The following is a 20,889-nucleotide window of genomic DNA, read 5'->3' on the forward strand; positions in this document are numbered from 1 at the left end:
CGTTACTGCGACCGTCAGTTCGACTTCGTCGCCGGTGCCGCGGCCGGTTGCGCGGCGGCCTGCGGGGCGCGGCCGACGACGACGGTCAGAAGCCCCTGGCCCCAGAGGCGCTTGGCGGCCGCCTTGGCGTCGTCCAGGGTGACGGCGTCGACGATGCCGTTGCGCTTCTCGATATAGTCGATCGGGAGCTTGTCCTGCTGGTATTGCAGCAGCGCCTGCGCGAGCTTCGAGGAGGTGTCCAGCGCCAGCATCTGCGAGCCCTTGAGGTAGGACTTGGCCTCGTCGAGCTCCTTCTGCGTCGGGCCCTCCTCGGCGATGCGGCGCACCTCCTTGTCGATGGCGTCGATGGTGTCGCCGGCGCGGTCGGCACGAGTGCCGGTGTTGCCGATGAAGACCGCCGAATGCTCCATCCAGAGCAGCGATTCGAACACGGAATAAGCCAGCCCGCGCTTCTCGCGCACCTCGCGATAGAGCCGCGAGGACAATCCGCCGCCGCCCAGGATGTGGTTGACGATATAGGCGGCCATGAAGTTCGGATCGCTGCGCTTCACACCGGGCCCGCCGAAGGTGATCACGGTCTGCGGCACGTCGAGCGGCACGAAGGCGCGCTGCGGTGGCTTTGCAGCCTCGACGTCGGCGACCGGCGTGAGGTTGGCCTTTGCGGGCAGGCTGCCGAACGTGTGGTCGAGCAGCTTGCCGAGCGTGGCCGGATCGACGTCGCCGACCACCGCGATCTTCAGCCCGTCCTTCGCAATCACGCGGCCGACATAGTCCTTCATGTCGGCGACCGTGATGGTCGGCACGCTGTCGAGGTTGCCGTTGGTCTGCCGGCCATAGGGATGATCGCCGAAGGCGACCTCCAGGAATTTGCGGCTCGCCAGCGACGACGGATTGGTGGTCTCGCGGCGCAGGGCCGAGATCACCTGTGAGCGGATGCGTTCGACATCGGCGGTGTCGAAATGCGGCGAGGTCAGCGCGCTCCTGAGCAGGTCGAAGGCTTCGTCCTTGTTGTCGCGCAGCATCCGCAGGCTGCCGCGGAACGTATCGCGGGTGGCGCTGAAGGAGAGCTCGATGGCGCGGCGGTCGAGCCGCTCATGGAAGGTCTTGGAGTCGAGATCGCCGGAGCCTTCGTCGAGGAGATCGCCGACCAGGTTGGCGACGCCGGACTTGTCCTTGGGATCCTGCGCCGAGCCGCCGGCAAAGGAATACTCCATGGCAATCAGCGGCACGGTCGCATCCTGTACGAACCAGGCTTCGATGCCACCCGGCGAGGTCAGGTGCTGGATTTTTGCAGCCGCCTGTGAGGGCGAGACCGCAGCCAGCGCGAGTGCCGCGCCGGTGGCAAGGGAGAATGCAACGCGTCGAAGGAAGGGATAGGTCACGAACGCTTCTCCTCGCGCTTGGCGGCACTGGTGTCCTTGATCAGATAGCCCGTCACCGAGCGCTTCTTCTCGAGCCATTTCTGCGCGGCAGTGCGAACCTGCTCGGCGGTGACCGCGCGAATGCGGTCGGGCCAGCTCCTGATGTCCTCGATCGAAAGGCCCGTGGTCAGCGCGCCGCCATACCAGCGCGCCAACACGGCCTGGTTGTCCTGGGCGTAGATCGCTTCCGCAATGAGCTGGGTCTTGACCCGCTCGAGGTCCTCGGCGCGGATCGGGTTCTGTGCGATGTCGGCGATGACGCCGTCGACCACTTGCTCGACATCGGCAAAGCTGACGCCCGGTTTCGGTGAGGCCGAGATCGCGAACTGGGTCGGGTCGAGCGAGATGCTCGAATAGCTGGCGCTGGCGGAGACCGCGAGCGGCTTGTCGACCACGAGGGCGCGGTAGAGATAGGAATTGCTGCCGCTGCCCATCAGCTGTGCCAGCACGTCGAGGGCCGCGCTTTCACCGGCCGCGGCGGTCGTCGCCGACGGTACGAGATAGTAGCGGCGCAGGCTCGGCTGCTCGACGCGCGGGTCGGCCAGGGTGACCGTGCGCGGCGCCGCCGGCTCCGGCTCCTGCGGACGGACGCGGCGCGCCGGGATCGCAGGCTGGGCCGGAATGGAGCCGAAATTCCGCTCGACCAGCGGCCGGATGTCGGCGGCTTCCACGTCGCCGGCAATCACAAGGATCGCGTTGTTCGGCGCGTAGAAGCGGCGGTAGAAGGCGAGCGCATCCTCGCGGTCGAGCTTCTCGATCTCCTGGTGCCAGCCGATGACCGGCCGGCCGTAGGGATGATTGAGATAAAGCGCGGCCATGATCTGCTCGTTGAGCCGCGCGTCCGGATTGTTGGCGACCCGCATGTTGTATTCTTCGAGCACGACGTCGCGCTCGGGCAGCACGTTCTCGTCCTTGAGGATCAGGCCGGTCATGCGGTCGGCCTCGAACTCCATCATGGTCGGCAGCTGCTCTTTCGGCACGCGCTGGTAGTAGTTGGTGTAGTCGACCGAGGTCGAGGCGTTCTCGTTGCCGCCGACGCGGAGCACGGTCTGGGAGAATTCGCCGACCGGATGCTTCGAGGTGCCCTTGAACATCAGATGTTCGAGGAAGTGCGCGAGCCCGGACTTGCCTGGCGTCTCGTCGGCCGAGCCGACCTTGTACCAGATCATCTCCGTGACCACGGGCGTGCGGTGGTCGGGGATCACCACGACCTGCATGCCGTTGCCGAGCGTGAAGCTGGCGGGTGGGGCCGATGTCACCGTGGTCTGGGCGAGCGTGGCGCCGGTTGAGAGGACACTCGTCGAAAGCAGCGCGGCGAGGAGGCAGGCGGCCGATCGGTAAGAGGACATCATAATCCTTATGAAAAGGCCGAGCCCGGATGTCCGGCTCGGAGGCACGGCATGCTACACCGTGCGGCTGAGGCTTCGCGTCACGAAGCAGAGAACTCAACGCGTAGGCAAGTTACTGATTGGCAATTTGCAGACGGTGCCCGGCGTGCATAACCCGCGGGTGCCATGTTGGCGCCTGTCAGGATGTCGCGGTGGGGCAGGAAGGCTGTTATTCCTTTTCCTTGCCCGACATGATGTCGAAATAGGTCCGGCGCGACTTGTCCGGCCCGGCACCGTAGGCGTAGTTCGGCGAGGGGGTCTGGTAGCCCGGCGGCGGCTCGACCAGCGACGAACGCGGCGGTTCGCTGGTGAATTTCTTCTCTTCGGAGCTGTTGCTGCCCCTCATCATATTCCACAGACCACCGGCGTAGCCGAGGTCGGAGGGACTGAGCGACGGGTTGGCGTTGGTGCCCGGCTGGATCGGGTCATTGCTTGTACGGGGGGCTGCGGCGACCTCGCCGGCCTTCATCTCGGCGGGCGTCAGAGGCCGGGCGGCCTGCCAGTTTTCCGTTTCCTTGGTAGCCTTCTTGCGCGCGGCAATGGCTTCCTTGCGGCGCTTCTCCTCGGGGTCCTTGGGCCAGTTCGGTGCATTCTTGGCCTGGGTCGCGGGAGGCGGCAGGTCCAGCTTGGGCGGCACGACCAGCGGGGAGCGCTCGCGGTATTCGATGCCGGGCTTTTCCATGCTCTTGGCACCGATGCCAGACATCAGATTGTCGATGATCTTCTCTTCGAAGGTCATCCCGTCATCATCCTCGTCGTCGTCACCGGCGCGGGCCGCGCCTGCCGACATGACGAGACCGATGCCGAGCGCAACAGCGGACAATTTCAACGCCCGCCAGAACCCCGCTTTGGGGTCTCGAACCATCGAACCGCTGGTCTCGGAGCTGCGCATCACTGTACCTGTTCCATATTGTGGCAGATTGCTGCTCTTTGCCGCTCGCACGCGGCCAATCCTCGCAAACGCAGGGTTCCACCTGCCGGTCCGTATCGGCCGGGATCAGGGCGCTTTTGCGGCGGGTACCCCCAGGAAGGAATCATACAATAGCGCCGCCACCCCAGCAACGATGGCCACGTCCGCGAGGTTAAACACGTACCAATTATAGGTATTTCCACCAATCTCGATGTGGAACAGGGCGAAATCGACCACCGCGCCGTAGGCGAAGCGGTCGATGCCGTTGCCGAGCGCGCCGCCGATGATCAGCCCGAGTGCGACGGTCGCCAGTAGGGTGTGTGAGCGGGCCATCCAGATGGAGAGGGCGACCACGGCGACGGCCTTGACCGCCATCAGCGCGATCTGCGCCGACTGGCTGTCGTTCTGGAGCCAGCCGAAGCTGATGCCGATGTTCCAGGCCAGCACCAGGTCGAAGAACGGCATCACCTTCACCACGCCCTTACGGGCGAGGTCGAACCCGTTCAGCAGCCACAGCTTCGAGGCTTGGTCGGCCACGAGCGTGACGATGGCCGCGAGGATGCCGGCGCGAAGCGGGGTCATGGCCGGGGATCAGACCCCCACCCCCAGCGCCTTCCATTCGCGCAGCGCCTGGGCGTCGCGCGGGGTGACGTCGGGGTATTCAGGGTCTTCACCGACCATGGGCGAGATCTTCCAGGAGCGGGCGCATTTGGTGCCGACCGCCTTCTCGACGATCACCGCGACACCGGGTACCGCATCGAGACGGAACGCGTTCGCCGGCGCCTCGCCCTCACGCACCTCGTAGTTCGAGGTGATGCAGACCTCGGCGAGATCGGTGTCGAACAGCGTCGCCAGCATGTCGCGGTCGGCGACATAGATCACCGGCGAGGCCTCGAGCGACGAGCCGATGTTCTTGGCAGCGCGCTCAACCTCCAGCGCACCCGTGACGACGCGGCGGACGTCGCGGATCGTCTCCCACTTCGCGGCGAGCTTGTCGTCGCGGAGCTTCTCGATGCCTTCGGGAAACAGGGTCAAATGGACGGAAGGCTGCGCGTCCGGCCGGAACATCCGCCAGGCTTCGTCGGTGGTGAAGCTCAGGATCGGCGCGAGCCACTTCAGCAGGGCATCGCACAAGAGGTCGATCGTGGTGAGCGCGGCCTTGCGCGCCTGCGAGGACGGCGGGTCGCAATAGAGCGTGTCCTTGCGGATATCGAAGTAGAACGCCGACAGCTCGGAGTTCATGAAGGCCGAGAGGCTTGCGACCACGGTCTTGTAGTCGAAGGCGGCATAGGCCTCGCGAACGGTTTCGGCATGGCCGGCCAGTTCGTGCAGCATCAACCGCTCGAGCTCGGGCATCTCGGCATAGGCGACCTTCTCGCTCGCCTTGAAGTGATGCAGCGTACCGAGCATCCAGCGGATCGAGTTGCGCAGCTTGCGATAGGTCTCGATGGTGTTCTTCAGGATCTCCGGGCCGATGCGCTGGTCGTCGGCATAGTCGGTGGCGCAGACCCACAGGCGCAGGATGTCCGCGCCCGAATCCTTGATCACCTTCTGCGGCTCGACGGTGTTGCCGAGCGACTTCGACATCTTGCGGCCGTTCTCGTCGAGCGTGAAGCCGTGGGTCAGCACGATGTCGTAGGGCGCGCGGCCACGCGTGCCGGCGCTTTCGAGCAGCGAGGAATGAAACCAGCCGCGATGCTGGTCGCTGCCTTCGAGATACATCACGGTGTCGTTGCCGCCGTCGATCTTGCGGACGATGTTGCCGAGTTGCGGGAAGTTCTGGCGATCCTCGAGCACGAAGGCGTGCGTGGAGCCGGAATCGAACCAGACGTCGCAGATGTCGTCGACCTTCTTCCAGTCCTCGCTTGCGCGGGACCCGAGGAAGCGTTCGCGGGCGCCGTCCATGTACCAGGCGTCGGCGCCTTCCTCCATGAAGGCCTCGGCGATGCGCTGGTTGACGATCTCGTCCTGCAGGATCTCGGCCGAGCCGTCGCTCTTCTCGCGCACGAACACGGCGATCGGCACACCCCAGGCGCGCTGGCGCGAGATCACCCAGTCCGGACGATTGGCGATCATGCCGTTGATGCGGTTCTCGCCCGACGGCGGCACCCATTGCGTGACCGAGATCGCATGCAGCGCGCGGGCGCGCAGCGTGTCGCCCTTCTTCGCGTGGCCCTCCTCGCTGATGTCCTTGTCCATCGCGATGAACCATTGCGGCGTGTTGCGGAAGATCACCGGCTTCTTCGAGCGCCACGAATGCGGATATTGGTGCTTGAGGCGGCCGCGCGCGAGCATCTTGCCGGCCTCGATCAGCGCCTTGATCACTGCCTCGTTGGCATCGCCCTTCTCGCCCTTGTCGTTGAGCACGCGCTTGCCGGTGAAGCCGGGGGCCTGTGCGGTGTAGGCGCCGTTCTCGTCGACGGTGTAGGGGATCGCGGTCGGGATGCCGCGCGCGTCAAGCTCGCGGGTGTTGGCCATCCAGACGTCGAAGTCCTCGCGGCCATGGCTCGGCGCGGTGTGTACAAATCCGGTGCCGGTATCGTCGGTGACATGCTCGCCGGCGAGCAGTGGCACGATGAACTCATAGCCGCCGTCGAACCCACGCAAGGGATGGGCGCATTCGACAGCGTCCAGCGTATCGCCGGGAATGTCGCGCACCTTTTCGTAAGACGTGACGCGCGCCTGCTTGAACACTTCCGCGGCCAGCGCATCGGCCAGGATCAGGAGATCGCCGGTCTTCGCCCAGTTGTCCGCGAGCGCATCCGTGACCTTGTAGAGGCCATAGGCGATCTTCGGCGAGAACGAGATGGCACGGTTGCCCGGCAGCGTCCACGGCGTGGTGGTCCAGATCACGACACTTGCCGAGGCAAGTGCGCCATGCGCCGGTGACGTGACGGGAAACTTCACCCAGACCATGTCGGAGGTGTAGTCCTCGTACTCGACCTCGGCTTCCGCAAGCGCGGTCTTCTCGACCACGCTCCACATCACCGGCTTGGAGCCGCGATACAGCGTGCCGTTGGCCGCGAACTTCATCAACTCGCGGGCGATCTGCGCTTCGGCCGGATAGCTCATCGTCTGATAGGGATGATCCCAGTCGCCGATGATGCCGAGCCGCTTGAATTCCTCGCGCTGCACGTTGATCCAGTGCGTCGCATAGGCGCGGCATTCCTTGCGGAACGCCACCATCGCGGCGGAGTCGCGGAAATCAGGCTTCTGCTTGCCCTTCTTGCGGTAATTCTCCTCCTCGATCTTCCATTCGATCGGCAAACCGTGGCAGTCCCAGCCGGGCACGTAATTGGAGTCGAAACCGAGCATCTGCTGGCTCTTGGTCACGACATCCTTGAGGATCTTGTTCAGCGCGTGCCCGATATGGATGTTGCCGTTGGCGTAGGGCGGGCCGTCATGCAGCACGAATTTGGCGCGGCCCTGGGCTTCCTGGCGCAGCTTGTCGTAGAGGCCGATGTCGTTCCAGTATTTCAGCAGTTCCGGCTCGCGCTGCGGCAGGCCGGCGCGCATCGGAAAATCCGTCTGCGGCAAATAAAGGGTCTTGGAATAGTCGTTGGCGTCGGACTTTTGCGGCTTTTCGGACATGGGGCTGACTGGCTCGGAAGGGCGCGGAAACGGATGGCGACTGGAATCGCGGGGTGAAACGACAAAATCCCGGTCTTGCGCCGAGCCGAAGGCTCAGGCGGAAGCCGGGCCGCTAATCCCTATGATGCGCCGCGCAAACATGGGCACTCCATAGCAGCCGGGCGGGGGAAGCGCAAAAGGTTCGGCGGGGCCGGTTTTCGGCCTCAATCGATCACGCCGAGCCTCGGAAACGCGTCCGGGGCGGCGGCCAGCATGGCGCGGGCGCGGGCGGAATCGTCGTCCATCTGGCGGATCAGGGCCTCAAGGCTGTCGAATTTCAGCTCCTCGCGAATGAAGCCGACGAAGGCGCAGTCGAGCGCTTGTCCGTAGAGGTCGCCCTTGAAGTCGAACAGGAAGATTTCCAGGAGGGGTGCGCCATTATCAAAGGTCGGACGGCGGCCGAAGCTCGCCACCCCGTCCAGCCGCTCGGCACCGCGGCCGACCCGTACCGCATAGATGCCGTGCTTGAGGCCGCAATTGGCATCGAGGCGGATGTTGGCGGTGGGATAGCCGAGGTCGCGGCCGCGCTTCTCGCCGTGGATCACCTCGCCGGTGATGAACCAGGGCGCGCCGAGCATGGCGGATGCTTCGTCGAGCTGGCCCTCCGCGAGTGCGATCCGGATGGCGCTGGAGGAGACCGGCCGCTCGTCGATGTCGACATGGGCCTGCACGTCGACCTCGATGCCGAGCCGGGGGGCCTCGTTCACCAGGAGGCTCGGCGAGCCGACGCGACCCTTGCCGAAATGAAAGTCGTAACCGACCGCAATTCCGCTGACGCCGAGGCGCCCGATCAGGTCATGGTGAATGAAATCTTGCGCGCTGGTCCCGGCTCTCGCCTTGTCGAAGGTCATGACCACGGCGCCGGCAAGCCCGGTGCCGGCCAAAAGCCGCAGCTTGGCCCGCTCGTCCGTCAGGCGGAATTGCGGGGTGTTCGGGCTGAAAAACCGGCGCGGATGCGGCTCGAAGGTCAATGCCAGCGCAGGGCGGCCATGCGCCCGGCCCATTTCCAGGGCCGCTGCGATCACGGCGCGATGGCCGAGATGAACGCCGTCGAAATTGCCCATGGCGACCACGGCGCCCCTCAAAATCGCGGAATCCGGCGTTGTGTCGCGGATAACGGTAAAATGCGGGACCATCAGGGGAATTCTCGAAGCGGCAGGACCTGCGGACCGTGGCTTGACCCGCCGGACGAAGTCAAGCGGCAGGGGGGCAGCCGCATTGAACATGATTTCAGTCCTTCGGAGGCGCCCCCAGTTAACGCGCTGTTTAACGCCTCGGTGCTAGTCCTTGAAATGTGGAACAACGGGGCTGCGGCCCGGCTGGTCCGATCGTAATATTTCCTGGGTTTGCGTTGGGGGAGTCGAGATGGCGGTTGATTTGTCGATGTCGGTTCTGGTGGTTGATGACTACAGCACCATGATCCGTATCATCAGGAATCTCCTGAAGCAGCTTGGCTTCGAGAACATCGATGATGCAAGCGACGGTTCGGCGGCGCTGAACAAGATGCGTGGCAAGAAGTACGGGCTCGTGATCTCCGATTGGAACATGGAGCCGATGACGGGTTACGACCTGCTGCGCGAAGTGCGCGCGGATCCGAACCTCGCCACCACGCCCTTCATCATGATCACCGCGGAATCGAAGACCGAGAACGTGATCGCGGCCAAGAAGGCCGGCGTGAACAACTACATCGTCAAGCCGTTCAACGCGGCGACGCTGAAGACCAAGATCGAAGCGGTCTTCCCGGACATGGCGAGCGCGTAAGCGCCGCCTGACCGCACAGCAGCTCTCGATAGAGATCGTCATGCCCGGGCTTGTCCCGGGCATCCACGTTCTTGGATCCTGCAAATGAAGACGTGGATGGCCGGTGCGTAGGCGAGCGGAAGCGACGCCGTCCTTCGGACGGCTAAGCCCGGCCATGACGGCATTTGGGTCTAAGCAATTGGTCTAAGCCCGCAGCACCTGCGTGGGCTCCACCATCACCACTTCAATTCGCGCATCAGCGCCTTCGGCGGGTGGCCGAACAACTCCATCACCGATTTCGGGTCGAGCTGGTCGAGGCCCTCGAACTCCTCGGCATGGATGCCGCGGGTGACGAACAGGCAGTCGATGCCGAATTCGCGCGCGCCGGTGAGGTCGGTGCGGACGGAATCGCCGATTGCCAGCACCTTCTTCCGGTCGATCATGTGACCCTGGCGTTCGCCGGCGAGCGTCATCGCGCGCTCGTAGATCGGGCGATGCGGCTTGCCGTAGAAGATCACCTCGCCGCCGAGTTCGCGATAGAGTTCCGCGATCGCGCCGGCGCAATAGATCAGCCGGTCGCCGCGTTCCACCACGATATCGGGGTTAGCGCAGACCAGCGTCAGCTTGCGCTCGCGCGCCTTCAGCATCATGCCGCGATAGTCTTCCGCCGTCTCGGTCTCGTCGTCATAGAGGCCGGTGCAGACGATGTAGTCGGCTTCTTCCAGCGGCGCGGTCGTCGCATCGAGGCCGCGATAGATCGAGTTGTCGCGCTCGGGTCCGAGCCAGAACATCTTGCGGCCGGGATGCTCGGCGACATAGAGCCGCGTCAGGTCGCCCGACGAGACGATCGCGTCATAAGTCTCATCCGCGACGCCGAGCTTGCGCAATTGCCGTTGGACGGAGTCGGCCGGGCGCGGGGCATTGGTGATCAGGATCACCGTACCGCCACGGCTGCGATAGGTGTGCAGCGCCTCGCAGGCCTCGGGGAAGGATTCCAGGCCGTTGTGGACCACGCCCCAGATGTCGCTGAGCACAACGTCAACGCCGCCCACGAGCTCGCGCAGGCTTTCGGCAAAATGCAGTGTGGTCATGATGCGTGCGGCCGATCAGATGCGGCGCGCGAGCGCCGCGTTGCCGGTGGTGCGCTGTGGCGGAGGCGCGAGCGACGTTGCGCCTGGGCTGGGGGAAGCGGAGCCATTGGATCCCTGAATGTCCTGCGCCTGGTTCGGCGAGATCCCGCCGGTAGCAGATGCGCCATCCGGCCGCAATGGCCGGGGCGGCGCGAACAGGAACCCCTGGCCGAACCGCACGTCATAATCGAGCAGGTCCACCACTGCGCGCTCGCCCTCGATCCGTTCGGCGATCAGGTCGATGCCGAAGCGGCCGAGCAGGTCGGAGAGGTCGGAAGGGTGGATGTCCGAGGTCGAGGCCTGCCTGGGGTCGAGCAGGAGGGACGCCGGCACCTTGATGAAGCGCACGCCGCGATCGGCGAGCTCGCGCGGTTCGATCCTGAGGTCCGTGACATGGTCGATCGAGAAGCGGAAACCGCGCTGGGCGAGCGCGGCGAGATTCTCGGTCTCGGCCGGGCCGAGATTGCGGAAGGTCGATTGCTTGAACTCCAGCACCAGCGATGGCGCCAGCGCCCGGTTGGCCTCGAGGAAGTCGAGGCACTGCGCGAAGCTCGTGGAATTGCCGAGCGTGGAGGCCGCGACGTTGCAGAACACGCCGACATCCTTGTTGCGCACCATCAGGCGCCGCAGCACCTGCACACAGCGCAGCATCACCATGTTGTCGATGCGTCCGATCAGGCCCGAGGCTTCGGCGATGCTGATGAATTCCTCGGCGGCGATCAGCTGGTCGCGCTCGTCGCGCAGGCGCGTCACGGCTTCGTAGAACCGCACCTTGCGCTGCGGCAGCGTCACCATCGGCTGGAGGAAGATGTCGATACGGTTCTCGTCGATGGCGTTGCGAAGGGTCGCCAGTAACTGGGTCTGGTTGCGGCCGTTTGCCGTCTGAACCGGAACGGCGGCCTGGGTCTGGATCGCCGGTGTTGGCCGCGGCGGCGGTGCGGGCAGCGGGGGAGCGGCGGCCGGCCGTTCCTCGAAGCGCGCAGTCAGGTCGAGCGGCGGCTCCGGCTCTATCCGGGCGACCGGAGCGGGGGAGGAGGTCGGCGCGGCCCCGGCCAGGAGGTCTTCATGGGCTGACACGGTGGTGGCGAGCTGCCTGACCAGCCCGCCGAGCTCGTTGATCTCGCCGACCACTGACTGGATGCGGTCGGAGTTGGTCGAATTGGCCGAGGCGATGCGCCCCTCCATCGCCGCGAGCCGGCGGCCGAACTCGGCGACCTGGCGGGCGAGGTCGGCGGTGCCGCGCGAGAGGTCGGCGATCTGGCCGCCGACGTCACTGCGGTCGCGCAGCCGCATCGAGACCGCGTTGTAGAGGATCAGGAAGGTCAGCGCGGTCAGCGCCACGATGGCGGACTCGGTTCCGCTGATGCCGGCGACCGAGTAGAGGACAAGCCCGAGCGAGGCCGCGACCAGAACCATGCAGATGGCGATGAAGATCGTCGAAATGCGAATCATGCCGCGCGTTACGCCTCAAAGAGCTGACAGCCTCACCCGGGAAAACACGGGTCAGTGTGCGAACCCGTCACGCCTCATGCTCCCCCAAGCGGGGCGACCTTAACATCATTGTTGATTCGAGGGGATAGCGGCTGCTTGCGGTTCACGTGAGTCCGGCCCGGCGAAAGCCTTCGAGGTAGTGCTCGCGGTCGGTGGCGAGCTTGATCGGCATGAATTCGGCGATCCAGGCCAGCGACACGTTCGGCTGGGTGCGCTGGAGTTCCTTGAGAGCCGCGCGGGCGATCTCGGTCTGCCCGGCCATGCCGGCGGCCGCGGTCAGTACCCGATGCCCGCCGACGAAGTCGCTGCGCTGACGCAGGGACTCCTGTGCCAGCCGGATGGCTTCCTCGTAGTCACGACCGAGGTAGCGGGCAAAGGCGGCGATGCCGAAATAGACCGGCGCATAGGGGTCGCGCGGGCTGAGGCGGATGGCCCGCCGTGCGGCCTCATCGGCATCCCGCCAGCGGCCGCAATAGCCGAGCGCCAGTCCATAATAGCCCTGCGCAAGCGCGAAGTTGGGATTGAGGCGGAGCGCCGTCTCGAACTCGGCGAGCGAATCCTCGAACCGCCGCGCGAACAGATTGACGTGGCCGAGCGCATTATGCGCCCAGGCATCCTCGTCGTCGGCCCGGATGGCGGCGCGCGCCGCGCGCTCGGCGACCGGTATCGCATTGGCCATGTCCATCCAGCCCATATGCGCCGTGAACATGTAGCTGGTACCGAGCAGGCCGAGCGCCTTGCCGTAATTCGGGTCGAGCGCGATGGCCTTCTCGAGCAGGGCTTGAGCGGCGACGTGATCCTGCCGCGTCACACGCCAATAATGCGAGAGCGCGCGCATCAGCAGATCCCAGGCGTCCATGCTGTCGGGCGGCTTGCGCTGGGCGCGAAAGCTTTCCGCGGCGTAGAGCTGCGGCTCGATCGCAGCGACGATCGCTTCGGTGATCTCGTCCTGCACGGCGAAGACGTCGGCGAGCTCGCGATCATAGCGTTCGGCCCAGACATGGCTGCCGGTGGCGACGTCGTTGAGCTGCGCGGTGATGCGGACGCGATCGCCGTCCTTGCGGACGCTGCCCTCGACGACATAGCGCACGCCGAGTTCTTCCGCGACCTGCCGCAGATGGACCGTGCGGCCCTTGTAGATGAAGGAGGAGTTGCGCGCGATCACGAAGAACCAGCGCAGCTTCGACAGCGCGGTGATGATGTCCTCGCTGATGCCGTCGGAGAAATAATCCTGCTCGGCCTCGCCGCTCAAATTTATGAAGGGCAGCACCGCGATGGCGGGACGGTCGGGGAGCGGCAATCCAGCCAGCGCCGAAGCGGCCGGCTTGCCTGGCGCAGCGTGCGTGGCTGCCGGCGAAAGTTCTGTGACCTCGCCGACGAACCGCAGGCCTTTGCGCGCGATGGTGCGGATCAGCCTCTGCTCCTCGCCATTGTCGTTGACCGCGCGCCTTGCGGCATTGATCCGGCTGGTCAGCGTCGATTCCGAGACGACACGGCCGTTCCAGATCGCGTCGATCAAATTGTCTCGCGTCACCACGCGCTCGCGGTTGCGGACGAGATAGAGAAGGAGATCGAACACCTGAGGTTCGAGCGCCAGAAATGTCTCCGCACGCCGCAATTCACGACGCTCGGGGTCGAGCAGGAAATCCTCGAACTGGAACGTCACAATTCCTCCTCGGCTCCCGTCCGGAAATCAAGGCGGTCTCAGCGTAAAATAACGCCGCTCTCAAGGCCAGCGATGCGCATGCGCCCTATCGTCCCGGCGTTTTCAACCGCAGGAGAATTGCCCATGTCGACATCAGCCGCACTCAAGCCAGCCGCACCCGATCTCGCCGCCGTCAAGCAGCGCCAGCACGGCGCCTGGTCGTCCGGCGACTATGCCGTCGTCGGCACCACCTTGCAGATCGTCGGCGAGCAGCTCTGTGAGGCACTCGACATACGCGCCGGCAGCAAGGTGCTGGACGTCGCCGCCGGCAACGGCAATGCGACGCTGGCTGCGGCACGGCGCTGGTGTGACGTCACATCCACCGATTACGTGCCGGCGCTGCTCAAGCGCGGGCAGGAGCGGGCGGCCGCGGATCATCTGGCGGTCGAATTCCGCGAGGCAGACGCCGAAGCGCTGCCGTTTGCCGACGCGAGCTACGACGTCGTGGTCTCGACCTTCGGTGTGATGTTCACGCCCGACCAGGACAAGGCGGCTTCTGAATTGGCGCGGGTCTGCAAATCCGGCGGCAAGATCGGCCTCGCCAACTGGACGCCGCAGGGCTTTATCGGCCAGCTCTTCAAGACCATCGGCAAGCATTTGCCGCCGCCGGCCGGCGTGAAGTCGCCGGCGCTCTGGGGCACGCAGGCGCGGCTCGAGGAGATGTTCGGAAGCCAAGCCTCTGAGATCGTGGCCGAGCCGCGCATGTTCGTGTTCCGCTACCGCTCGCCGGACCACTGGCTCGAAATCTTCAAGACCTTCTACGGGCCGACGCTGAAGGCGTTCGCCGCGCTCGACGAGAGCGGCCAGGCCGCACTGAAGCGTGATCTCCTGGCGCTGCTCGGCGAGTTCAACCACGCCGATGACGGCACGATCGTCGTGCACAGCGAATATCTGGAAGCGGTGATCACAAAGCGCTGAGTGCCCGCGAGATGCGGTCAGGCCTGTTCGGCCTGACCGTCGTCGTCAGGACGGCGCAGCGGCGCCGACCGTGTCGGCCGAGACGGCGTCGCGACTGCCGAGCGGCTTGGGCCGCCCGGTGGTCGTGTCATGCAAGGTTTGACGTTCGATCTCCGAGTTCAGCTCGGCGCCGAACATGATGACGATGGCCGACATCCACATCCACGTCATCAGGCCGATCGCAGCCCCAAGCGAGCCGTAGGTCGCGTTGTAATTGGCGAAGGCGGAGAGATACCAGGACAGTAGCGACGAGCCGGCGATCCAGAGCACTGCGGCCGTCACCGCGCCGAGGCTCAGCCATTGCCAGCGCGGCGCGTCGCGGCTGGGTGCGAAGCGGTACAGCATGGCGAGCGCCCCGAGCAGGATGACGAGCAGCAGCGGCCATCGCGCGAGCGCGACGATCAGCTTGCTCTCGGGCGCAATGCCGAGATGATCGAGGGCGAGCGGGAAGGCGACCACGGCGCCCACCATCAACAAGAGTGCGACGATGCCACCGACCGTGAAGGTCAGGGAGATCAGGTTCAGCTTGATGAAGCTGCGCTTCTCGCGCTCCTCATAGGCGACGTTGAGGGCGTCGAAGATGGATTTGACGCCGGCATTGGCGCTCCAGATCGCGAGCCCGAGACCGAACAGGAAGGCGGCGCCCAGTGCCGTATTGCCGTTCGAGACCACGCGCGCGACCTGGTCCTCGACGATCTGGAAGGTGCCCGCGGGCAGCATCATCGCGAGCGTCTGAAGATTTGAGCTGATTGTCGAGGGATCGGCGAATAGTCCGTAGGACGAGACGAGTGCGGTCACGGCGGGAAAGATCGCGAGCAGCCCGAAGAAGACGACGCCGCCGGCGGTCGCAAGCAGGCGGTCCTCGTCGATGCGCTGATAGGTGCGCCAGAAGATATCCTTCCAACCGGCCCAAGGGATTGCGAAGGGGCTTTTCGAGCGCCGGCCGTGACCGGGCTGCATGGCTGCGCCGGCCGGGCTCGTTTCCGGTGAACTTGCTTCATTCTTGCGATGGTCTTGCGGAGGCCCCGACCGGATGAGGCCGGACTCCTGAAAGTAGCGTTCCGCGGACAGCACGAAGACGGCCGTGGCGGCGACCAGCAACCAGCTGTCGAACTGCTCGGTGTGCCGCACACGCATTTCAGGCGTCCAATCCGTGGCCGTGCCGCCGCCGGCGCGCGGCCGTGAAGCCCAGCAGCCCGACGGCTGCGAGCATCAGGCCAAGTTGCACGGGCCGGTTGGTCCGGGGCGACAGGGCGTTGCCGCCACGGCCACGTTCGCCCGGTGCGAGCGGCACCAGCGGAATCGTCGTTGCGACCTCTTTCACCGCCTGCTTGACCGTTCCGCGCGGGATCCGCGGGGTGGCGATGGCAACGCGCATACGGCTGGCAAGCGGCACGATCGGCTTGTCGCGACGCTTCAGTTGGGCCAGAGCCACGCCGGCGCAGGATACGGCCAGCACCAGGAGCACGGCCGCGACCGCACCAAAGCCCCAGAATTGTCCGTAGGAGATCGCGACCCAACGATAAAGGGCCATCAGGCCGACAAAGAAGGTGGCGATCAGGAACAGCCCGGCCGCTGCGAACAATCCTGCCGCGACCGCATAGGACGTCATGCGTCCCGTGGCCTGGCTGGTGCGGTCGCGCATGTACGATCGCGCGGCGCGCTTGAGGTGGTTGATCTTGAGCGCCATGCCGGCGCGCAGCAATTCACCCGATGGCGCGAGCATGCGGACATCCTCCGAGAACGAAAAATTCGTCGGGGGATGAACGTGGCGGAATTTGACTTGTTCCGGGCGGCGCGTAGATGCCGTGACGGATCAGCCGAGATCGGCGGCGGCGATCCAGAACACCTCGCCCTCGGACTCTTCGGTGTCGAGCCAGAGTAGCGGCAGTTCCGGAAAGGCCTCGTCGACCAGTTCGCGGCCGCGCCCGATCTCGCAGATCAGCCCGCCATCGGGGGTCAGGTGGTCGGGCGCATCGCGCAGGATCCGGCGCACCACGTCGAGACCGTCGGCGCCGCCGTCGAAGGCGAGCTTCGGCTCGGCGCGGCACTCCGGCGGCAGCGCGGCCATGCCTTCGGCGTCGACGTAAGGCGGGTTGGTGATGATCAGGTCGTATTTTTCGTCGCCGAGCGGTGCGAACAAGTCGCCGCGGTGGAGCGTGATCCGCTCGTCGAGCCCGTGCTCGCCGACATTGCGCGCGGCAACTTCGAGCGCGCCCTTGGAGACATCGACGGCGTCGATCGTCGCATTCGGGAACTGATGCGCGGCGAGGATCGCGAGACACCCCGATCCCGTGCAGAGATCGAGCACGTGCTCGACGGCCGTGGGATCATCGATCAGGGACCCCACTTCGCCGTCGCCACCGAAATGCGAATCCAGCAGCTCGCCGATGAAGGAGCGCGGAACGATGACGCGCTCGTCGACATAGAACGGCAGGCCGCGCATGTAGATCTTGTTGACGAGATAGGCGGCCGGTTTGCGCGTGGTGACGCGCTTATGGATCAGGTCGAGGATGGTCTTGCCCTCCGCCGTCGTGACGCAGGCATGGGCAAAGATCTCGAACTGGTCGGGATGCAGGTGCAGGGACTCGCAAACCAGGAAGACGGCTTCCGCGACCGGATCGGTCGTGCCATGCGCAAAGGCGAGTTTTGCCTCAGCGAAGCGGCTCACCGCATAACGCACGAAATCGATCAGCGTGAGCAGCTCGCCGCGGCCGACTTTTGCGAGCTTCGGTGCGGCTTTCGCGAGTTTTGGGGCGGCGCGGCCGCGCGTCGTCTTTTTCGATGCTCTTGCCATCAGGATTTGGTCCAGCGTGCGGTGGCTTCATCGTCGCGGGCATGGGCTTCGACCCAGCCGGTGCCGGTCGCGCTCTCTTCCTTCTTCCAGAACGGCGCGTTGGTCTTGAGATAGTCCATCAGGAACTCGGCGGCCTGGAACGCCGCCTGGCGGTGCTGCGAAGCCGTCAGCACCAGCACGATGTTCTGGCCGGGCACGAACCGGCCGACGCGGTGAATGACCGTGACGCCGTTCAGCGGCCAGCGCGAAACGGCCTCGTCAGCATGGCGCTTGATCTCGTCCTCGGCCATCCCCGGATAATGCTCGAGCGTGAGCGCGGCAACCTTCGAACTGTCCTCGTCCGCCCGGCAGATGCCCGAAAAGCTCACGACCGCGCCGATGTCGGTCCGGCTTTTGGTCAGGATCGCGATCTCGCGCGCGATGTCGAAATCGTCTTCCTGGATGCGGATGGTGACGGGGCAGGTGGCGACGGGGGAGGTCATGGCCTAGCCGCCGGTCATCGGCGGGAAGAACGCGATCTCGCGGGCGCCCGTGATCACGGCGTCCGATTTGACGTGGGCATGATCGATCGCGGTGCGGATCACCTTCGGCTTCTCGAAGGCGTAGGCATACGCCTCGCTCTGGCCGGACAGCCAGGCGATCAGCTCCTCTACGGTGCGCACGGTCGCCGGCGGCTCGATGGTCTCCTCGGCCTTGCCGACGCGCTCGCGCACCCAGGCGAAGTACTTCACCTTCATCCCTCATCCTCCTTGATGAGGTGATGGATGCCGGCGCGGAAATAATCGTAGCCGGTGTACATGGTGAGGATCGCCGAGGCCCAGAGCAGCGCCAGTCCGATCATCGAGACCACGGGCACCACCTCGTCGCCGGCCGGGCCAGCGAGCAGGAAGCCGATGGCGATGAGCTGAACGGTCGTCTTCCATTTCGCAAGCTTTGTCACGGGAACGCTCACCCGCAACGCCGCGAGATATTCGCGCAGGCCCGAGACCAGGATCTCGCGGCACAGGATCACGATGGCGGCCCACAGCGACCAGCCATGGATGATGCCGTCGGCGGCCAGCATCAGCAGGCAGGATGCGACCAGCAGCTTGTCGGCGATCGGATCGAGCATCCGGCCGAACGCCGATTGCTGATTCCAGATCCGCGCGTAATAGCCGTCGAGGTAATCGGTCACTGCTGCCGCGATGAAGATGGCGACCGCGACCCAGCGCAGCCACAGCGGACCGTCCATGATCGACTGTGCATAGATGCACCCGACCACGACCGGGATCGCGGCGATCCGGCCATAGGTCAGGATGTTCGGGAGGGACATCGCGCGGCTGGTCGTCCCTCGTGTCGTGGCGATGTTCATCCGTCCTACCAATACCGCTCGTGCCCTAAGGTCAACCGTCCCGCTCCCCAAATGGGGTGCAGCATGCGACGACCATATGACCGCGGCCCCCTTAGTTCACCCCGGCTGGGGATGGAAATAGTCGAAAATCCTGCGGGCGCTCTCGGCGCTCACCCCCGGAACCTTGCCGAGATCGGCAATCGAGGCCCGTTCGATCTCCTTCAGGGTTCCGAAATGATGCAGCAAGGCACGTTTGCGTGACGGGCCGATGCCCGGAATCTCCTGCAAACCCGCCTCGCGGATGTCCTTCTTGCGCAGCTTGCGGTGCGAGCCGATGACGAAGCGGTGGGCCTCATCGCGCAGGCGCTGGATGAAATAAAGCACGGGGTCGCGCGGCTCGAGCTTGATCGCCTCGCGCTCCGGCATGAACAGGGTTTCGCGGCCGGCATCCCGGTCCGGTCCCTTGGCAACCGACATCAGCGACACCTGGGTCAGGCCGAGATTGGTAAAGATCTCCCTGACGGCGTTGAGCTGGCCGCGACCGCCGTCGATGATCACGAGGTCGGGCCATTGCGGGAAGTCGTCGTCCTTGGTCTTGCCAGCGGCGTCCTCGGGCGGATTGATCAGGCGCTTGAAGCGGCGCTCCAGCACCTCGCGCATCATCCCGTAATCGTCGCCCGGCGTGAGGCCTTCCGACTTGATGTTGAACTTGCGGTACTGGTTCTTCACGAAGCCATCGGGGCCGGCGACGATCATGGCGCCGACGGCGTTGGTGCCCTGGATGTGGCTGTTGTCGTAGACCTCGATGCGCTTGGGCGAATGCGGCAGGCTCAGCGTCGTGGCCATGGCGTCGAGCAGGCGGCTCTGGGTCGCGGTGTCCGCGAGCTTGCGGCCCAGCGCCTCGCGCGCATTGGTCAGCGCGTGGGTGACGAGCTCCTTCTTCTCGCCGCGCTTGGGCGCCGTGACCTCGATCTTGTGGCCGGCCTTGATCGACAGCGCATTGGCGAGCAGCTCGCTCTCCTCGATCTCGTGCGAGAGCAGGATGTTCTTCGGCGGCGGCTTGTCGTCGTAGAACTGGGCGAGGAAGGAGCCGAGCACTTCTTCCGGCGTAAAGGTCTTCTCCGCGCGCGGGAAATAGGCGCGGTTGCCCCAGTTCTGGCCGGTGCGGAAGAAGAACACTTCGACGCAGGAGAATCCGCCCTCCTGGTGGATGGCGAACACGTCGGCTTCTTCCACCGTGCGCGGATTGATGCCCTGCTGCGACTGGATCGCCGACAACGCGGCGAGGCGGTCGCGGTAGAGCGCCGCCCTCTCGAATTCGAGCTCGCCGGAGGCCTTTTCCATCTCGCCGGCGAGCTCCTGCTTCACCGCCTGGCTCTTGCCGGAGAGGAAGTCGGTCGCCTCGCGCACGAGCGTCGTATAGCCGGGGAAGTCGATCTCGCGGGTACAGGGGCCGGCGCAGCGGCGGATCTGGTAGAGCAGGCAGGGCCGCGAGCGGCTCTCGAAGAAGGAATCGGTGCAGGAGCGAATCAGGAACGCGCGCTGCAAGGCGGTGATGGTGCGATTGACCGCGCCGGCGGAAGCGAACGGGCCGAAATAGCGCCCGGGCCGGGTCTGCGCACCACGGTGCTTCAGGATCTGCGGCGCCCAATGGTCGCCGGTGATCAGGATGTAGGGAAACGACTTGTCGTCGCGCAGCTGCACATTGAAGCGCGGCCGGAGCTGCTTGATGAGGTTGGCTTCCAGCAGCAGCGCTTCGGTCTCGGTGTTGGTCGAGACGATCTCCACGGTCACCGTGGCTGCGATCATGCGCAGGATGCGCGCCGGTTGCGGCGCGCTCTGGCGCGCATAGTTCGACAGGCGCTTTTTGACGTTCTTGGCCTTGCCGACATAGAGCACGTCGGCATTCGCACTGAGCATGCGGTAGACGCCGGGCGAGGTGGGGGCGAGCCGGACCGCGCGCTCGATCGCCTCATGGCCGGTCGCCAGCGGCTCTTCGCCGACCGCACCGCTCTCCTCCAGGATGTCAGGCAGCAGCGCATCGTCCTCGTCCTCGCCAGTGGTGGTGGCGGGATCGAGGTCCGGCGGCGTCAGGCTCTCCGGCGGGGCGTCTGCCGTTGCGCCGCGCGGCGGTTTGCGCGCGCGTGCGTCGTCCGGATTGTCGGTGGAATCGTGAACCATGGTGCGAATTTAGGCGCTGGGGATGCCGATTTGAAGTTCCGGCGATGCGGCACGCACAGGATGGCGGCGCGGTTCCCGGTAACGCTTGCTTAAGCCTGTTAAGAGCGCGGTAACCCGGCTTAACAGCCCTTTAACTTAAAACTCTTGATAAATCTTACGCGAAAAAGAGGAGGTTCCGTAACCATGCGATTTTGCCTCGCGCGGCGGCG

The 20,889-nt window shown here is 65.3% G+C and carries 18 protein-coding genes; 2 read left to right on the forward strand and 16 right to left on the reverse strand.

Annotated elements, in window-relative coordinates; translation table 11 throughout:
- Nucleotides 1-14 precede the first annotated feature (14 nt).
- The 6 genes from JQ627_RS10940 to JQ627_RS10965 all read right to left on the reverse strand — a co-directional run bounded on the left by JQ627_RS10940 (nucleotide 15) and on the right by JQ627_RS10965 (nucleotide 8,485).
- Nucleotides 15-1,382, reverse strand: coding sequence for a pitrilysin family protein (locus JQ627_RS10940; RefSeq protein WP_212484231.1), 1,368 nt, complete (start codon nucleotides 1,380-1,382; stop codon nucleotides 15-17).
- The gene (locus JQ627_RS10945; protein ID WP_409363805.1) at nucleotides 1,379-2,773 is read right to left on the reverse strand and encodes a M16 family metallopeptidase; all 1,395 of its coding nucleotides are present in this window, start codon (nucleotides 2,771-2,773) and stop codon (nucleotides 1,379-1,381) included. The genes JQ627_RS10940 and JQ627_RS10945 overlap by 4 nt, the downstream gene beginning before the upstream one ends.
- Nucleotides 2,774-2,978: 205 nt before the next feature.
- A complete protein-coding gene (locus JQ627_RS10950) occupies nucleotides 2,979-3,701 on the reverse strand; it encodes a hypothetical protein (protein WP_212484470.1) in 723 nt (240 codons plus the stop codon).
- Between the two features lie 105 nt (nucleotides 3,702-3,806).
- Nucleotides 3,807-4,301, reverse strand: coding sequence for a signal peptidase II (gene lspA / locus JQ627_RS10955; RefSeq protein ID WP_212484233.1), 495 nt, complete (start codon nucleotides 4,299-4,301; stop codon nucleotides 3,807-3,809).
- A 9-nt stretch (nucleotides 4,302-4,310) separates the two neighbouring features.
- Entirely contained in the window at nucleotides 4,311-7,310 is a 3,000-nt protein-coding gene (gene ileS, locus JQ627_RS10960) for an isoleucine--tRNA ligase (protein ID WP_212484234.1), read from the reverse strand.
- Between the two features lie 203 nt (nucleotides 7,311-7,513).
- The gene (locus JQ627_RS10965) at nucleotides 7,514-8,485 is read right to left on the reverse strand and encodes a bifunctional riboflavin kinase/FAD synthetase (protein ID WP_212484235.1); all 972 of its coding nucleotides are present in this window, start codon (nucleotides 8,483-8,485) and stop codon (nucleotides 7,514-7,516) included.
- A 229-nt stretch (nucleotides 8,486-8,714) separates the two neighbouring features.
- Here JQ627_RS10965 and JQ627_RS10970 point away from each other — a divergent pair, with 229 nt between their 5' ends.
- Complete coding sequence (locus JQ627_RS10970; RefSeq protein WP_007596883.1) at nucleotides 8,715-9,110, forward strand: response regulator; 396 nt, start codon at nucleotides 8,715-8,717, stop codon at nucleotides 9,108-9,110.
- A 215-nt stretch (nucleotides 9,111-9,325) separates the two neighbouring features.
- On the opposite strand, the gene JQ627_RS10975 is transcribed toward JQ627_RS10970, so the two are convergent.
- The 3 genes from JQ627_RS10975 to JQ627_RS10985 form a co-directional block, all read right to left on the reverse strand.
- On the reverse strand, nucleotides 9,326-10,180 hold the full coding sequence (locus JQ627_RS10975) for a TIGR01459 family HAD-type hydrolase (RefSeq protein ID WP_212484236.1): 855 nt from the start codon (nucleotides 10,178-10,180) through the stop codon (nucleotides 9,326-9,328).
- Nucleotides 10,181-10,195: 15 nt separating this feature from the next.
- On the reverse strand, nucleotides 10,196-11,671 hold the full coding sequence (locus JQ627_RS10980) for an EAL domain-containing protein (protein ID WP_212484237.1): 1,476 nt from the start codon (nucleotides 11,669-11,671) through the stop codon (nucleotides 10,196-10,198).
- Between the two features lie 142 nt (nucleotides 11,672-11,813).
- Nucleotides 11,814-13,376: a winged helix-turn-helix domain-containing protein gene (locus JQ627_RS10985; protein ID WP_212484238.1), complete on the reverse strand. Its 1,563-nt coding sequence runs from the start codon at nucleotides 13,374-13,376 to the stop codon at nucleotides 11,814-11,816.
- 123 nt (nucleotides 13,377-13,499) lie between these two features.
- Between JQ627_RS10985 and JQ627_RS10990 the strand changes: the two genes are divergently transcribed.
- Nucleotides 13,500-14,333, forward strand: coding sequence for a class I SAM-dependent methyltransferase (locus tag JQ627_RS10990; RefSeq protein ID WP_212484239.1), 834 nt, complete (start codon nucleotides 13,500-13,502; stop codon nucleotides 14,331-14,333).
- Nucleotides 14,334-14,378: 45 nt separating this feature from the next.
- Here JQ627_RS10990 and JQ627_RS10995 read toward each other — a convergent pair whose 3' ends face one another.
- From JQ627_RS10995 to uvrC, 7 genes are all read right to left on the reverse strand, one after another.
- Nucleotides 14,379-15,509: a YihY/virulence factor BrkB family protein gene (locus tag JQ627_RS10995; protein WP_212484240.1), complete on the reverse strand. Its 1,131-nt coding sequence runs from the start codon at nucleotides 15,507-15,509 to the stop codon at nucleotides 14,379-14,381.
- A gap of 1 nt (nucleotide 15,510) precedes the next feature.
- On the reverse strand, nucleotides 15,511-16,098 hold the full coding sequence (locus tag JQ627_RS11000; RefSeq protein WP_212484241.1) for a phage holin family protein: 588 nt from the start codon (nucleotides 16,096-16,098) through the stop codon (nucleotides 15,511-15,513).
- A 90-nt stretch (nucleotides 16,099-16,188) separates the two neighbouring features.
- Nucleotides 16,189-17,169, reverse strand: coding sequence for a 50S ribosomal protein L3 N(5)-glutamine methyltransferase (gene prmB / locus JQ627_RS11005; protein ID WP_212484242.1), 981 nt, complete (start codon nucleotides 17,167-17,169; stop codon nucleotides 16,189-16,191).
- Nucleotides 17,169-17,651 (reverse strand): molybdenum cofactor biosynthesis protein MoaE, encoded by a 483-nt coding sequence (locus JQ627_RS11010; protein WP_212484243.1) that lies wholly within the window; start codon nucleotides 17,649-17,651, stop codon nucleotides 17,169-17,171. Before JQ627_RS11010 ends, prmB begins: the two co-directional genes overlap by 1 nt.
- A 3-nt stretch (nucleotides 17,652-17,654) precedes the next feature.
- Complete coding sequence (moaD, locus tag JQ627_RS11015) at nucleotides 17,655-17,906, reverse strand: molybdopterin converting factor subunit 1 (RefSeq protein ID WP_212484244.1); 252 nt, start codon at nucleotides 17,904-17,906, stop codon at nucleotides 17,655-17,657.
- Nucleotides 17,903-18,520, reverse strand: a complete 618-nt coding sequence (gene pgsA / locus JQ627_RS11020; RefSeq protein WP_212484245.1) for a CDP-diacylglycerol--glycerol-3-phosphate 3-phosphatidyltransferase — start codon at nucleotides 18,518-18,520, stop codon at nucleotides 17,903-17,905. The genes moaD and pgsA overlap by 4 nt, the downstream gene beginning before the upstream one ends.
- Nucleotides 18,521-18,616: 96 nt before the next feature.
- Entirely contained in the window at nucleotides 18,617-20,680 is a 2,064-nt protein-coding gene (gene uvrC, locus JQ627_RS11025; protein ID WP_212484246.1) for an excinuclease ABC subunit UvrC, read from the reverse strand.
- Nucleotides 20,681-20,889 lie beyond the last annotated feature (209 nt).

Source organism: Bradyrhizobium liaoningense, assembly GCF_018130785.1.
Taxonomy (GTDB): Bacteria; Pseudomonadota; Alphaproteobacteria; order Rhizobiales; family Xanthobacteraceae; genus Bradyrhizobium; species Bradyrhizobium liaoningense_A.

What these genes read in the sequence shown, in the direction of transcription:
- JQ627_RS10995 (WP_212484240.1), bottom strand. Translation starts at nt 15,509, where the DNA reads ATGCGTGTGCGGCACACCGAGCAGTTCGACAGCTGGTTGCTGGTCGCC.
- JQ627_RS10945 (WP_409363805.1), bottom strand. Translation starts at nt 2,773, where the DNA reads ATGATGTCCTCTTACCGATCGGCCGCCTGCCTCCTCGCCGCGCTGCTT.
- JQ627_RS11010 (WP_212484243.1), bottom strand. Translation starts at nt 17,651, where the DNA reads ATGACCTCCCCCGTCGCCACCTGCCCCGTCACCATCCGCATCCAGGAA.
- JQ627_RS10970 (WP_007596883.1), top strand. Translation starts at nt 8,715, where the DNA reads ATGGCGGTTGATTTGTCGATGTCGGTTCTGGTGGTTGATGACTACAGC.
- JQ627_RS10990 (WP_212484239.1), top strand. Translation starts at nt 13,500, where the DNA reads ATGTCGACATCAGCCGCACTCAAGCCAGCCGCACCCGATCTCGCCGCC.
- moaD (WP_212484244.1), bottom strand. Translation starts at nt 17,906, where the DNA reads ATGAAGGTGAAGTACTTCGCCTGGGTGCGCGAGCGCGTCGGCAAGGCC.
- ileS (WP_212484234.1), bottom strand. Translation starts at nt 7,310, where the DNA reads ATGTCCGAAAAGCCGCAAAAGTCCGACGCCAACGACTATTCCAAGACC.
- JQ627_RS10965 (WP_212484235.1), bottom strand. Translation starts at nt 8,485, where the DNA reads ATGGTCCCGCATTTTACCGTTATCCGCGACACAACGCCGGATTCCGCG.
- lspA (WP_212484233.1), bottom strand. Translation starts at nt 4,301, where the DNA reads ATGACCCCGCTTCGCGCCGGCATCCTCGCGGCCATCGTCACGCTCGTG.
- pgsA (WP_212484245.1), bottom strand. Translation starts at nt 18,520, where the DNA reads ATGAACATCGCCACGACACGAGGGACGACCAGCCGCGCGATGTCCCTC.
- uvrC (WP_212484246.1), bottom strand. Translation starts at nt 20,680, where the DNA reads ATGGTTCACGATTCCACCGACAATCCGGACGACGCACGCGCGCGCAAA.
- JQ627_RS10975 (WP_212484236.1), bottom strand. Translation starts at nt 10,180, where the DNA reads ATGACCACACTGCATTTTGCCGAAAGCCTGCGCGAGCTCGTGGGCGGC.
- JQ627_RS11000 (WP_212484241.1), bottom strand. Translation starts at nt 16,098, where the DNA reads ATGCTCGCGCCATCGGGTGAATTGCTGCGCGCCGGCATGGCGCTCAAG.
- prmB (WP_212484242.1), bottom strand. Translation starts at nt 17,169, where the DNA reads ATGGCAAGAGCATCGAAAAAGACGACGCGCGGCCGCGCCGCCCCAAAA.
- JQ627_RS10950 (WP_212484470.1), bottom strand. Translation starts at nt 3,701, where the DNA reads ATGCGCAGCTCCGAGACCAGCGGTTCGATGGTTCGAGACCCCAAAGCG.
- JQ627_RS10980 (WP_212484237.1), bottom strand. Translation starts at nt 11,671, where the DNA reads ATGATTCGCATTTCGACGATCTTCATCGCCATCTGCATGGTTCTGGTC.